This window comes from Aureimonas jatrophae (genome assembly GCF_900104035.1).
Lineage (GTDB): Bacteria > Pseudomonadota > Alphaproteobacteria > Rhizobiales > Rhizobiaceae > Aureimonas > Aureimonas jatrophae.
Window position 1 is genome coordinate 342,005 of sequence record NZ_FNIT01000002.1, and the last position, 12,078, is coordinate 354,082.

General features: G+C 70.1%; 10 protein-coding genes and 1 tRNA gene. 1 reads left to right on the top strand and 10 read right to left on the bottom strand.

Features of this window, described 5'->3' with window-relative positions:
• The 10 genes from BLQ76_RS06035 to BLQ76_RS06080 form a co-directional block, all read right to left on the bottom strand.
• Window positions 1-732 (bottom strand): hypothetical protein, encoded by a 732-nt coding sequence (locus tag BLQ76_RS06035; protein WP_090670424.1) that lies wholly within the window; start codon window positions 730-732, stop codon window positions 1-3.
• Window positions 733-919: 187 nt separating this feature from the next.
• Window positions 920-994, bottom strand: a tRNA-Gly gene (locus tag BLQ76_RS06040).
• Window positions 995-1,639: 645 nt separating this feature from the next.
• The gene (gene msrA / locus BLQ76_RS06045) at window positions 1,640-2,149 is read right to left on the bottom strand and encodes a peptide-methionine (S)-S-oxide reductase MsrA (protein ID WP_090670427.1); all 510 of its coding nucleotides are present in this window, start codon (window positions 2,147-2,149) and stop codon (window positions 1,640-1,642) included.
• Window positions 2,146-2,595, bottom strand: coding sequence for a peptide-methionine (R)-S-oxide reductase MsrB (gene msrB, locus BLQ76_RS06050; protein WP_090670430.1), 450 nt, complete (start codon window positions 2,593-2,595; stop codon window positions 2,146-2,148). Before msrB ends, msrA begins: the two co-directional genes overlap by 4 nt.
• A 75-nt stretch (window positions 2,596-2,670) precedes the next feature.
• A complete protein-coding gene (locus BLQ76_RS06055) occupies window positions 2,671-3,720 on the bottom strand; it encodes a serine hydrolase domain-containing protein (protein ID WP_090670433.1) in 1,050 nt (349 codons plus the stop codon).
• 77 nt (window positions 3,721-3,797) lie between these two features.
• Complete coding sequence (locus BLQ76_RS06060; RefSeq protein WP_090671365.1) at window positions 3,798-5,756, bottom strand: beta-galactosidase; 1,959 nt, start codon at window positions 5,754-5,756, stop codon at window positions 3,798-3,800.
• 26 nt (window positions 5,757-5,782) lie between these two features.
• Window positions 5,783-7,792, bottom strand: coding sequence for an aldo/keto reductase (locus tag BLQ76_RS06065; RefSeq protein ID WP_090670436.1), 2,010 nt, complete (start codon window positions 7,790-7,792; stop codon window positions 5,783-5,785).
• A 29-nt stretch (window positions 7,793-7,821) separates the two neighbouring features.
• The gene (locus BLQ76_RS06070) at window positions 7,822-8,667 is read right to left on the bottom strand and encodes a carbohydrate ABC transporter permease (RefSeq protein ID WP_090670439.1); all 846 of its coding nucleotides are present in this window, start codon (window positions 8,665-8,667) and stop codon (window positions 7,822-7,824) included.
• Window positions 8,664-9,533 carry a carbohydrate ABC transporter permease gene (locus tag BLQ76_RS06075; RefSeq protein WP_090670442.1) on the bottom strand — a complete coding sequence of 290 codons (870 nt, stop codon included), beginning with the start codon at window positions 9,531-9,533 and terminating at the stop codon, window positions 8,664-8,666. Before BLQ76_RS06075 ends, BLQ76_RS06070 begins: the two co-directional genes overlap by 4 nt.
• A gap of 82 nt (window positions 9,534-9,615) precedes the next feature.
• A complete protein-coding gene (locus BLQ76_RS06080; RefSeq protein WP_090670445.1) occupies window positions 9,616-10,917 on the bottom strand; it encodes an ABC transporter substrate-binding protein in 1,302 nt (433 codons plus the stop codon).
• Window positions 10,918-11,166: 249 nt separating this feature from the next.
• On the opposite strand from BLQ76_RS06080, the gene BLQ76_RS06085 reads away from it, so the two are divergent.
• Complete coding sequence (locus BLQ76_RS06085; RefSeq protein WP_090670447.1) at window positions 11,167-12,075, top strand: AraC family transcriptional regulator; 909 nt, start codon at window positions 11,167-11,169, stop codon at window positions 12,073-12,075.
• Window positions 12,076-12,078 lie beyond the last annotated feature (3 nt).

Here is a 12,078-nt window from a genome sequence, read left to right on the forward strand (position 1 = left end):
TCAGGCCGCCGCGACCGCGGGCCGGTCGACCGGCACGAGAAGCGGGACGGCATCGAGGCGGCGCGCGAGCGCCTCGGTCGCCAGGACGATGCAGCCGCGCCGCGCGCCGGTCTCGGCGTCGGAGTGGGTCGAGGGATAGAAGCGCCGCCAACCCGGCAGGGCGGGCAGATACTCCGCCGTCAGCCGGTGTCCGCCATAAAGCGCAACGCCATAGCCCTCGTCGCCAGGAACCTCGAAGTCGTCGATCATCACCACGGCCTCGCTCCAGCGCGCGTGGATGATCCGCAGCTCCTCGTGCCGCGGCACGTCCTCCTGCCAATGGGCATCGAGGTAGAAAAAGGTGCGCCGGTTGTCCGGTCGGGCCGCCAGGCGGCGCAGGGCCGTCCGCGAGTCCTCGTGCGCGATCTCAACGTTGGGCAGCGTCTCGCATCGCTGGACGGCATAGGCATGGAACCGCTCCACGGTCTCCATCGAGTGCACCGGCAGGCCCGACAGGTAGCCGAAGAACTCCGTGGTCGTGCCGCGAAAGGTCCCGGTCTCGATGACCTCGTCGAAGTCGATGACGCGGAAGATCTGTCGAACCAGTGCCTGCCGCTGGACCTGTCCGTTCAAGGGGCCGCCCCAGGACGCCCGGTAGGCGGGTCGCATGTGATCGATCCGCGCGGCGTAGCGCGGCGGAAGATACTTGGTCGCCGCACGGTAGAGACGCTCGAACGTCGTCAGCTTTGCCATCATCCTCCCCTTAGGTCACGCCGCAACATCTTGGGAGACTACGCCAACGCGCCGGTCGGGCAACAGATTTGGAAAGAATTGCTTAAGCCTGACGGTTCAGGCGCATCGAGATGCCCGACGCGAAAGCGAAGCGGACGCGCCCTTCGAAGGGAGGCGGGCGGAAGAGCGTCGTCATGCGATCGAGAATTGGAGCGGGCGATGGGGATCGAACCCACGACATCCAGCTTGGGAAGCTGGCGTTCTACCGCTGAACTACGCCCGCGCTCGGAAGCGAGATTGCGACCAATCCGGCTTCGACGTCAAGCGTCTTGGCCCCAGGGCGAACGAAGGCCCACCGGCAAAAGGCGAGGTGGATGCCGGGAAACGCGGTCTCCTCCGTGCCCGGGCCGCGCCATCGATGGAAGCGGCTGGTGGTCCACCTCACCTTCGTCGCCGGCCGAACCCGCTCGTTCGCCGGTTTGTGAAGCGCTCGCGCTGGTCGAGGTGGCCACCCTCGCAGATACGACGGCTCGATCAGGGGACCGTCGTCGGCTGCGATGGCGCGAGCCATGGGGGCGCATCTCCCCTCCCAAACGCCGGCCGGGAACCGGCGATCCCATCACGGGCATGGCAGGTCGGGTGGCCTGTCCGCTCGGCTGGTTGCCGCCGAGATCACGCGAGACTCGCGCGGACCTGTCGTCCGCCGTTTGAGGGGCGCATGGCAGCCATGCATTCGCGGTGCTGGTGCGGCGAGGAGCGTGGTGGCACAAAAAGGGCGCGGGTCATCCTCCTCCCAAACGACCCGCAACCTTTGAGCCCGCTCGGTCCTCCCCCGAGCGGGCTTTTTGTTGCTTGCGATCCTCGCAAACGAAAACACCCCGCGCGAGGCGGGGTGTCGGTGATGGGTGAACGGCGATGCTTGCCCGGATCAGGCCGCCTGCTCGCGGCGCGGCAGGCGCCAGTTCGGCCGCACGAAGTGGCAGGTGTAGCCGTTCGGGATGCGCTCGAGGTAGTCCTGGTGCTCGGGCTCGGCTTCCCAGAAGTCGCCGACCGGCTCCAACTCCGTCACGACCTTGCCGGGCCACAGGCCCGAGGCGTTGACGTCGGCGATCGTGTCCTCGGCGACCCGGCGCTGCTCGTCGTTCTCGAAGTAGATCGCCGAGCGGTAGCTCGGGCCCCGGTCGTTGCCCTGCCGGTTGGGGGTCGTGGGATCGTGGATCTGGAAGAAGAACTCCAGAAGCTGGCGGTAGCTGAGCTTGGCGGGATCGAACAGGATCTCGATCGCCTCGGCATGGTTGCCGTGGTTGCGGTAGGTGGCGTTGGGAACCTCGCCGCCGGAGTAGCCGACGCGCGTCGACACGACGCCCGGCATACGGCGGATCAGATCCTGCATGCCCCAGAAACAACCTCCGGCCAGAACGGCGCGCTCGGTGCTCATGCGACTTCCTCCACTTGAGACAGGTATTCTCCGTAACCCTCGGCTTCCATGCGCTCGCGCGGGACGAAGCGGAGCGAGGCGGAGTTGATGCAGTAGCGCAGGCCCCCGCGGTCACGCGGGCCGTCGTCGAAGACGTGGCCGAGATGGCTGTCGCCGTGCGTCGAGCGCACCTCGGTGCGGACCATGCCGTAGGTCGTGTCGCGCAGCTCGGCGACGTTGGCGGGCTCGATGGGCTTGGTGAAGCTCGGCCAGCCGCAATGGGAGTCGAACTTGTCGGCCGAGGCGAACAGCGGCTCGCCCGACACGATGTCGACGTAGATGCCCGGTGCCTTGTTGTCGAGAAGCGGGCCGGTGCCGGGACGCTCGGTGCCGTTCTGCTGGGTCACCCGGTACTGCTCGGGCGTCAGCGCCGCGACGGCCTCTTGGGTCTTCTTGTAGGTTGCCATCAGGATCTCCTTGCGAAACCCTTAAATGGTGGCGTGCGACCTTGTTTCCAAGCGTGCGCCGTTTTGTCGATCGGCTCAGCCGCCCGCCGGCGGCGTACCGGCGACCGCGGGGATTATGGCCTCGGCAAGCAAGCGGTGCAGCTCCTGGACGTAGCCGTTGCGCGCAGAAGGCGCCGACTCGTCGGAGGTCACGGCGACCGTAAGGCCGAGATCGGGCACGACATAGATCATCTGCCCGCCGTAGCCCCAGCCGTAGCGCACCTCGTGGCCGGCGAAGCGGTCGATGAACCAGCCGTAGCCGTAGCGCCCGGAATGGAAGGCCGAGGTGGTGCGCGGCGTCCAGCTCTCGGTGATCCAGTCGCGCGAGACGACGCGCGTCCCGTCCGCAGCCGTGCCGCCGCGCCGGTAGAGTTCGCCGAAGGCGAGCAGCGAGCGTGGCGCCATCGCCATCTGGTTGCCGCCGAGATAGACCCCTTGCGGATCGCGCTCCCAGTCGCTGACGCGGATCCCGGCGGGGCCGAGCCATTCGCGCGAGAGCGCCAGCGCAGAGCGACCGGAGGCGCGCTGGAGGATCGCCGAGAGAAGGTGCGTCGAGCCGGTGGAGTAGAGCATCCGCCCGCCCGGCTCGTCGACGAAGGGTCGAGCCAGCGCGTCGCGGACCCAGTTGCGCGACGAAATCCAGGCGCCGTAGTTGCCGCCCGAGGTGCGCTCCAACCCGGCCTGCATCGACAGAAGCTGGCCCACCGTCACGCGCTCGAGGCGCGGGTCGGGCTCGGCGGGAAAGTCGGCGCGCAGGAAGTCGGCGATCGGCTGGTCGGGGCCACGGATCAGCCCCTTGTCGATCGCGATGCCGACCAGCGCCGAGACCACGGACTTCGAGGCCGACTTGATGTTGTGGGCGCGGTCCGTGCGCACGCCGCCAAATCCCTCGTCCACCAGCGTCTGCCCGTTCACCGAGACGAGCAGCGTCTGAAGCGCGGGAAGGGTGCGGGCCCGCTCGACCGCGCCCGCGAAGGCGTCGGGCCGCACCACCGCGGGCGGAGCGGCCGGCGCCTGCGCGAGCGCCGGCAGCGCTGGGACGAGGAGGAGCGGGAGAAGGGCGAGCGTGCGGAGCATGCGGAGCATGCGGGAGGAGGTGTTGGCCCCGCTTCTCGTGCGCAAGGGCCTTCACGACGAGGTGTCTTTCGGCGCGCGCCCGCCGCTCACCCCTCGCGCAGGATTGCGACGCCCGACGGCGGCAGATCGTGCGTGCCGAGAACCGGCTCGCCGGACAGGCCGTGATCCGGCAGATGGACCGGCGCCTCGTCGTAGTTGAAGCAATGGACGAGCCCGCCCGAGTGCCGCACGCGCAGGCCCGGCGGCAGATCGAGCACCGGCAGACCGGCCCGCTCGGCCGCGCCCCGTAGGATCGAGACCGCGAGGTCGGCGTCCGGCCAGGCGGCGAGGTAGGAGAGCGTGCCCGAGCCGACCAGCGCCGGTTCGCCGTCCTCCGTGCGAAGGCGGACGTCGAAGTCTCCGGTGCCGACCAGGAACTCGCGCCACGTGCCGAAGGCGCCGCTCTCGCCCGCGACGGGAACGCTCGCGCCGGGCGGCAGGCTCTCGACGCGCGCGACCTTCAAGGCGGCGAGGGGGCCGGGCAGGCCGGGCGGCAGCGACGTCGGGATCGCGAAGTTCGGGTCGCGCGAGCCCGAGCGCGGGCCGACGACGACCTCGCCCTCGGCACTTGCGACCGCCGCGCGCAGCCGCTCGTTCCACGAGAAGAGCCCCGGCACCAGCACGAGCCTGTAGCCGGACAGGTCGGGGTTCGCCGCCTCCACGAAGTCCACCGAGAGGCCGAGGCGGCGCAGGCTCCGGTAGAGCTCGTGCACGAGGCGGAAGTAGGTGAAGCTTCGCCCCTGCGGCTGCGTCTCCCAGGCCCAGGCGGAGGGGTAGTCGAAGACGATCGCGACCGGGGCCTGGGTCGCCTCCGGCAGATCGAGCGCGGCGATCTCGCGCGCCACCGTCTCCGCCTCCGCAAAGCCCGGCGCGGGCTCGCTGTCGGGCCGAAGCAGGCCCGCGTGGTTCTGCTCCTGCGCGAACGGCGCCTGCCGCCAGCGGAAGTAGCTGACGACCTCGGCCCCGTGGGCGAAGGCCTCATGCGTCCACAGACGCACCATGCCCTCGCGCGGGGCCGGGTTGTGCGGCGCCCAGTTCACGGGGCCGGGCTGCTGCTCCATGATCCACCAGCGCCCGCCGGACGTCGCGCGGTAGAGGTCGTGATGAAAGGCCTGGATGTCGGGGTCGCCCGCGCGCAGGAAGCGCCGCTTGAACTCCGCCGGCCTGTCGGCCCACTGGTCGAGAAAGCCGAGCGGGTACGAATCCCAGCTCGATACGTCGAGGTCGCGGCCGAGGTCGAAGTGGTCGAAGCCGAGCGTGCGGCCCATGAAGTTGTGGATCACGTCGCGCCCGGGCGCGTGGCGCCGGATGATATCGGCCTGCAACCGGTTAAAGCGCACGATCTGCTCGGAGGCGTAGCGCCGGAAGTCCATGACATGGGCGGGCGCAGGCTCGGTCAGCGCCGCGTTCGGCAGCTCGATCTCGTTGAAACTCGCATACTCCATCGACCAGAAGACGTTGCCCCAGGCGCGGTTCAGCGCGTCGGGCGACTGGTACCGGGCGCCCAGCCAGTCGCGGAAACCGTTGAGCGCGGCCTGCGAGTAGGAGAGCGTCGTGTCGTGGCAGGCGTATTCGTTGTCGGTCTGCCAGGCGGCGACGCCCTCGTGCGCGCCGAAGCGCCGGGCCAGCGCCTCGACGATGCGCGCGCACTCGCGCCGATAGCCCGCGTGGCTGAAGTCGTAGTGCCGGCGCGAGCCGAAGCCGCGCACACGCCCTTCCGCCGAGACCGGCAGCATGTCCGGCATCTCGTCGACGAGCCATTTCGGCGGGGTCGCGGTCGGCGTGCCGAGAACGACGCGCAGGCCGGCGGCATGAAGCGTATCGATCGCCCGCTCCAGCCAGTCGAACTCGAAGGTGCCGCGTCGCGGCTCCAGCCGGCTCCAGGCGAATTCGCCGATCCGCACGAAGGTGAGACCCAGCGCCGCCATGCGCCGTGCGTCGTCGGCCCACCACGCTTCCGGCCAGTGTTCGGGATAGTAGCAGACGCCAAGGGTACGCTTCGTCATGGCAAGGCTTTCGGGCATGGGTCGGGTCAGGCTTCGAGCCAGCGCACGTCGTCGGGGGTGAGCGCGAGGTCGAGGGCCTGGAGCGAGTCGTCGAGTTCGGCGACCGTGAGCGGGCCGATCAGCGGCACGACGGGAAAGGGCTGGTGCAGCGTGTAGGCGAGCGCGACCTGCGTCGCGCTGCGCCCGGTGCGGCGGCCGATCTCCTCGGCGCGGCGCTTGCGCTCGAAGTTGCGTGCCCCGTACCAGGAGCGGACGAGCTCCGGGTCGTCGCGCCGCTCGGGGCCGGAGCGCTCCGTGAAGAAGCCGCGCGCCTGGCTCGACCAGGCGTAGACGCCGACGCGTCCGTCGGCGAGCCACGCCTTGGACGCGTCGTCGGAAACCGACACGCAGCCCGCCCAGACGGGGTGGAGCATCTCGGCGAGGCTGAAGTTGTTGGAGAGCGCGGTCGGCAGCGGCAGGCCGTTGCCCTCCGCATAGGCGCGCGCCTCGTCGAAGCGGCCGAGGCTCCAGTTCGAAAAGCCGTAGGCTCCGATCCGCCCGGCCGCGATCTCGCGCGCGATCGCGTCCACGAACTCGCCCACCGGCACGTCCTCGTTGTCGCGATGCATCATGTAGATCTCGGTGCGCCCCGTGCGCAGGCGCTCCAGCGAGGCGTCGAGCTGGCGGCCGATCACATCGGGGTAGCAGAGCGGCGTGTGGGCGCCCTTGGCGATCAGCGAGACGGCGTCCCGCACGCCGCGCGACGCCATCCAGGCGCCGAGGTGCCGGTCCGCCAAGCCGTTCGCGCCGTACCAGAACGACGTGTCGAACAGCGCGCCGCCCGCCTCGAAATACGCGTCCATGACCGCGAAGGCCTGGGTCGCGCCGGTGAAGCTCGCGGTGCCGAGCGCGACCGCCGAGACGGGGCGCCCGACGCCCGGCATCCGGCGCTCGGGCATCGACCGGCGGCTCGCCTGTTTGAGCGGACGCCCGGACAAGGGCGGACGGCCCGTCTCCAGGCGCTCGAAGGAATAGGTGAGGCCGATCGAGGCGCGCCAGCGGTCGAGCGCGTGCATGTTGCCGAGCGTGTCGGCATGGGTCGGTCCGGGCGACGCGAACTCGGAGCGGCCCGCGCGGACGGCGTCCGCCACCGCGTCGATCTCGCGCGCGTAGGTATTCTGCCCGTGCTCCACGACGATGCGCCGTGCCGCGCCACCCGTAGGCTCCACCACGATCATGGCCTCGTCCGCCGACTTGCCGCCCGCCATCCACGGGTTGAGAAGGAGGATGCGGCCGTGCGTGCCCTGCAGCTCGACGCGGTTCTCCTGTGCGAGCGCGACGGAGCAGCTGACCTCCGCCACGAGCCCGTTGGCGAACAGGAGGCTCGCCGAGGCGACGAGGTCCGCGCCCGTCGGCCCGAGCCGCCCGGCGCCCGCGACCGTGACGGGGTCGGCGAAGTCCGCGCCCTCCCGCGCGCCCGCGACGAGGCGCGCCATCGACATCGCGTAGCCCCCGACATCGAGGATGCCGCCGCCGGCATGCTGGTCGGCCAGCAGCCGGTGCGTCTCCGGCAGTTCGGCGCGAAAGCCGAAGCTTGCGCGCATCAGGCCGATCTCGCCGACCTCGCGTTGCTCGATCAGCTCGCGCAGCCGCGCCACCTGCGGGTGGAAGCGGTACATGAAGCCTTCGCCTAGAAAGGTCCCGGCGCGTCGTGCGGCATGGATCGCCGCCTCGGCCTCGGCCGCGTTCACGCCGAGCGGCTTCTCGACCAGCGCGTGCTTGCCCGTCTCCGCGGCGCGGATCGCCAGCGTGACATGGGTCGGATGGGGCGTTGCGATATAGACCGCGTCGATCGCGGGATCGGCGAGAAGCGCGTCGTATCCCGAGACGATGCGCGCGCCGGGAAAGCGCGCCTCGATCTCCGGCGACGGCGCGCCGCGCGTCGCGACCGCCGCGAGCTGTCCGGCGCGGCTCTGTTCGATCGCGTCGAAGAAGACCCTGGCGATCGCGCCCGTGCCGATGATGCCCCAGCGAAGGGGCGTGGCGGTGTCGGACATGGGGCTGGTTTCCACGGCGTTCGGGCGCGTCATTTCACGGCGCCGGCGGTGATGCCGGACACGAAGTGGCGCTGGAGGAAGAGGAAGACGGCGATCATGGGCAGGGTCAGGACGCTCGCCCCGGCCATGATCGCGCCCCAGGGCGGGATGCCGGACGAGGCCGAGAGGATGCCGCCGAGCGCGACCGGCGCGGTGCGCGCCTGCGCTTCGGTCGCGACCAAGAGCGGCCAGAGGTAGTTGTTCCACGAGGCGAGGAAGAGGATGATCACGAGCGCGGCGAGCGAGGGGCGCACGAGCGGCAGGGCGACCAGGAAGAAGATGCGGAACTCGCCCGCGCCGTCCATCCGCGCCGCGTCCAGGATCTCCTGCGGCAGCGACACGAAGGTCTGCCGCATGAACAGGACGCCGAGCGCGTTGAAGAGCGGGGGCACGATCACCGCCGCGTAGGTGTTGGCGAGCCCGAGGTCGCGCGCCACCAGGACGTATTGCGGAATGATCACTACCGCATAGGGGACGGTGAGGGTGGCCACCAGCAGCCCGAAGAGCGGCCGCTTGCCGACGAAGTCGTAGCGCGCGAAGGCGTAGCCCGCCATCGCGGTGAGAAGGGTCGAGAGCGCGGCATAGACCACCGCGACCACCACCGAGTTCAGGAGCGCGCGGTCGAAGCCGACCATCTGCGTGACGCGCGCGACGTTGGCGAAGAGCTCGCCACCCGGCAGGAGCGGTGTCGAGGCCGAGAAGATCGCGGCGTCCGACTGCGAGGCGTAGACGCCCATGAGATAAAGCGGCGCGAGCCAGAGAAGGGCCAGCGGCAGGAGCGCCAGCGAGATCCACCCGTCGCGCCGCCGGGCCCGGGCCTGGATGGCGCCGCTCATCGCGCGCGCCTTCCGACGATGAGGATGTTGAGCGCGGCGATCAGTCCGGCCATCAGCGCGATCGTGTAGGCGATCGTCGAGGCATAGCCGAAGTTGAGGTTCGCAAAGCCCTGCTTGTAGAGATAGGTTCCCAGCATCTCGGTTCCCTGGCCTGGCCCCCGGTTGCTCTGGCCCGTGATCAGCCAGGGTTCGGCGAAGAGCTGCATCGTGCCGATCACCGACAGGACGAGGCAGAACACGATCACGGGGGCGAGCTGGGGCAGGGTGACGTGGAGGAAGCGGGACCAGGCGCTCGCCCCGTCCATGCGCGCGGCCTCGTAGAGCTCCTTCGGGATGGACTGGAGGCCGGCCAGGAGGATGATCGCGTTGTAGCCGGTCCAGCGCCAGGTGACGGCCAGGATCACGACCGCCATGGCCGGACCGTCGCGGTAGAGCCAGTCGAGGCGCGGCAGGCCGATCGCCTCCAGCCCTGCGTTCACGGCGCCGAACTGGCCGTTGAACAGGAGGCGGAAGACCACGGAATAGGCGACCTCGCTGACCACCACCGGCGCGAAGAAGGCGAAGCGGAAGAGGGCGCGTCCGCGCAGGTACGGCGCGTCGAGCGCGAGCGCCAGGGCGGTCGCCAGCGCCAGCATGACCGGCACCTGTACCACGAGTACGAAGAGCGTGTTCCCGAGCGCGTTGTGGAACTGCCGGTCGAGCCAGAGGCGCCGCCAGTTGATGTCGAGGTCGAACACCCAGGGGTTCACCCGTGTGTTCTGGAACGACAGGATCACCGACTCCACGAGCGGCCAGCACCAGAAGACCGCGAAGACGAGGAGGTAGGGCGCGAGGAACTGGTAGGGTGTGAGCGTGCCGCTGCGCATGGGCTGTGGCCGATCCTGGCGGAGAGACGACGGGCGAGGGGCAGGCGGCCCGCCCGGCGAAAACGCCGGGCGGGCGGAAGCGCTAATCCTTGATCGGCAGGCCGGTCGCGCCCGAGATCTCGTCGGCGGCTTGGTCGAGCACCGCCTTGGCCTCGCCCTGGCCGTTCAGGAAGTCGGTGTAGACCGTCATGAAGACGTTGTCGGCCTCGGCGAAGTACTGCGTGCCGCGCGCCGGCTTGATGTCGGGAAGCGTGCCGATGATGGTCTGCCAGATGGGCTGGCCGCCCCAGTAGGGCTGGGGCTCCTTCACGAACGGGTCGTCGACGGCCTCGGGCAGCGTCGGCACGAGGCCGCTGCTCTTCAACTGCGCGATCTGCTCGGCGGGCTGGCCGAGCGCGAAGTTCACGAAGGCGAGCGCGGCCTCCGGGTTCTTCGAGGCGGCGGGGATGGCAAGCGAGGAGCCGCCGATGTTGGCGGCGCGGTTGCCGCCCGGCTCCTGCGCGGGCATGAGGTAGACGCCCCACTTGCCGCTCTGGTCGGGGGCGGCGGCGCGCACCGAGCCCTCGTACCAGCCGCCGTAGACGGCGCTCGCCAGCTTGTTGCCGTTGATCGCCTGGAGCGACTCGCCCCAGTCGGCGGCCTGGAACAAGCCGGCCTTGGCTATCTTGCCGACGGTTTCCAGCGCGCTGACGCAGCCCGGCTGGTTGATGGTCACGTTCTCGCCCGCCTCGTCGAAGTAGGCGCAGCCGTTCTGGTTGGCGAGCATGCGGAACCAGGAGGAGTCGGCGTTGGTGGAGGCGAACTTGACGCCCTCGCCGTTGGCCGCAACCACCTTCTGGCCGGCTGCCACGAAGTCGTCCCATGTCTGGATCGCGGCCGGGTCGACGCCGGCCTTCTCGTACATGTCGCGCCGGTAGAAGACGGCAGTCGGCCCCGAGTCCCAGGGCACGGCATAGACCTTCTCGCCGATCGTGAGGTCGGCGAGCTTGAAGGCGGGAAAGCGCTGGAGCAGCGCCGGCTGGTCGGGCGCCATCGCCTTGATGTCGCGGAAGCAGTCCGGGAAGCGGGCCCAGAACACCTCGGACTCGTGGTTCTCCACCGTGTAGACGTCGGGCATGCCGGCGCCGCCGGCCGCGCAGGCCGCCAGGCCCCGGTCGTAGACGGGCTGGTTGCCGAGGTCCTCGACGGTGACCTTCACATCGGGGTAGCGCTGGTTGAAGGCGGGCACCACGGCACGCAGCGCCTCGGCCGCGACGTTCCAGCTCCAGATCGTGATCTCTCCCGAGACCGCAGGAGCCTGGGCGAGGGCGGGACTGGCCGCCGTCGCCAGAAGGGCGGCGCCGGCAAGGGCCGCGCGCCGGACAGGTCCCAGAGATTGCGTCATGTCATCCTCCCTTGTCGCGTTGGCGGGCGGAAGAAGGCGAGGCCGCAAGGGCGCAGCGAGGCGAGCCGCCGCAAGTGCCTGGCAACGCATGGGTTCCGTCCCGATCGGTCGCCGGATCGTGTCGCGTCCGGCATTCCTGGAAGCCGGATCGTAGCAGCCCAAGCTTGCCTGTCGTCGCGAGGGACGCGATAGATATCGCAGATCCTAAGGTTTTCGGTGCGCGGCGATCGCGGGCGGGGGAGATGGCGAATGAGGGGGGACGACGCGGCGGCGCGGGAACCGGATGCCCCGACCTTTCTGCCGCTCGACAGCTTCGTGGTGCCCGGGCACGACTTCATCGTCTCGACCGGCCAGGACGTCTACGTCATGTCGGCCGCGCACGCGCACAGCCAGATCGAGCTGAACTTCATGCTGGAAGGGGCGGCGACCTACCTCCACGGCGGACGCGAGGCGACGATCCGCGCCGGAGACTTCGCCCTGTTCTGGGGCGCGATCGCCCATCGCACGACTGCGGTGGAGCCGGGCTCGCGCTACGTCTGCATCTACCTGCCGCTGGAGATGTTTCTGGCCGCGCCGCTTTCCGAGCCCCTGCGCGCGGCGGCGCTGGCCGGCGGGCTCCTGGTCGCGGCCGATCCGGAGCGCTTCGAGGCATCGCGCTTCCAGCGCCTCGTCGAGGGCGTGCGCGCGCCGGCGCCGCCGGGCATCGGCGAGCTGCTGGCCGCCGAGGTGCTCCTGATCCTGCGCTGGCTCGACGTGTCGGGATGGCGCGACCTTCTGGCGGGAGAGCATGCGCGGGCGCGGCCGGCGGCCGGCGTCATGCCGCGCAAGGTCCTGGAGATGATGGGCTTCGTGGCCGACAACGCCCATCGGCCGATCTCGGTGACGGACGTCGCCGAGGCCGTCGCGCTCCATCCGAACTACGCCATGACGCGCTTTCGCACCGCGCTCGGGCTGACGATCCAGGCCTATATCGGACGCCACCGCCTGATGGCGGCGCAGAGCCTCGTCCTGTCCACCAAGAAGGATCTGGCGGCGATCGCCTTCGAGACGGGCTTCGGCTCGGTGTCGCAGTTCCACCGCTCGTTCCGCGCCCAGTTCGGCTGCACGCCGGCCGAGTTCCGCCGCCGCATGCGTCTGCCGACGGCGCGCGCCGTGTGACGC

Excerpts from the sequence above, each read along its gene's own strand:
- BLQ76_RS06035 (WP_090670424.1), bottom strand. The coding sequence starts at position 732 with ATGGCAAAGCTGACGACGTTCGAGCGTCTCTACCGTGCGGCGACCAAG.
- msrA (WP_090670427.1), bottom strand. The coding sequence starts at position 2,149 with ATGAGCACCGAGCGCGCCGTTCTGGCCGGAGGTTGTTTCTGGGGCATG.
- msrB (WP_090670430.1), bottom strand. The coding sequence starts at position 2,595 with ATGGCAACCTACAAGAAGACCCAAGAGGCCGTCGCGGCGCTGACGCCC.
- BLQ76_RS06055 (WP_090670433.1), bottom strand. The coding sequence starts at position 3,720 with ATGCTCCGCATGCTCCGCACGCTCGCCCTTCTCCCGCTCCTCCTCGTC.
- BLQ76_RS06060 (WP_090671365.1), bottom strand. The coding sequence starts at position 5,756 with ATGACGAAGCGTACCCTTGGCGTCTGCTACTATCCCGAACACTGGCCG.
- BLQ76_RS06065 (WP_090670436.1), bottom strand. The coding sequence starts at position 7,792 with ATGTCCGACACCGCCACGCCCCTTCGCTGGGGCATCATCGGCACGGGC.
- BLQ76_RS06070 (WP_090670439.1), bottom strand. The coding sequence starts at position 8,667 with ATGAGCGGCGCCATCCAGGCCCGGGCCCGGCGGCGCGACGGGTGGATC.
- BLQ76_RS06075 (WP_090670442.1), bottom strand. The coding sequence starts at position 9,533 with ATGCGCAGCGGCACGCTCACACCCTACCAGTTCCTCGCGCCCTACCTC.
- BLQ76_RS06080 (WP_090670445.1), bottom strand. The coding sequence starts at position 10,917 with ATGACGCAATCTCTGGGACCTGTCCGGCGCGCGGCCCTTGCCGGCGCC.
- BLQ76_RS06085 (WP_090670447.1), top strand. The coding sequence starts at position 11,167 with ATGAGGGGGGACGACGCGGCGGCGCGGGAACCGGATGCCCCGACCTTT.